The sequence below is a fragment of the Falsihalocynthiibacter sp. S25ZX9 genome (genome assembly GCF_041205405.1).
In the GTDB taxonomy this organism is placed as follows: domain Bacteria; phylum Pseudomonadota; class Alphaproteobacteria; order Rhodobacterales; family Rhodobacteraceae; genus Falsihalocynthiibacter; species Falsihalocynthiibacter arcticus.
Genome location: NZ_JBGFCD010000204.1, coordinates 1 through 310, shown reverse-complemented (window position 1 = coordinate 310; position 310 = coordinate 1). Strand labels below are relative to the sequence as shown.

At 42.9% G+C, this 310-nt stretch carries 1 protein-coding gene; it reads left to right on the top strand.

Annotated features, from left to right (window positions below):
• Positions 1–126: 126 nt before the first annotated feature.
• On the top strand, positions 127–310 hold a 184-nt coding region (locus AB9F29_RS21920), incomplete at its 3' end, for a hypothetical protein (protein WP_369757251.1).

Here is a 310-nt window from a genome sequence, read left to right as displayed (position 1 = left end):
ATATTACAATTTTCAACACGCAAGACACTCCATTACGGCACAAAGAGAATGGGACTGCAAAAATACATTGCCGTATCAACCGTGCTTATCTACTCTCAGATAAATCGAAGCTTGAGGCAATAATAAATGAAAAAAAGTCAATTTAGTCATTGGGTTCTGCCCTTGGCCACTGTTTGTAACATGGTGAGTTTCTCAAGCGCATTTGCCCAAGAATATGACTTCTCGCTACATGGCTATTTCAACCCCTCTTGTGGTGGCGGCTTTTTCGAACGGGTCGAGCAAGAAGGGATGCCCTTCCAGTTTGATGTTG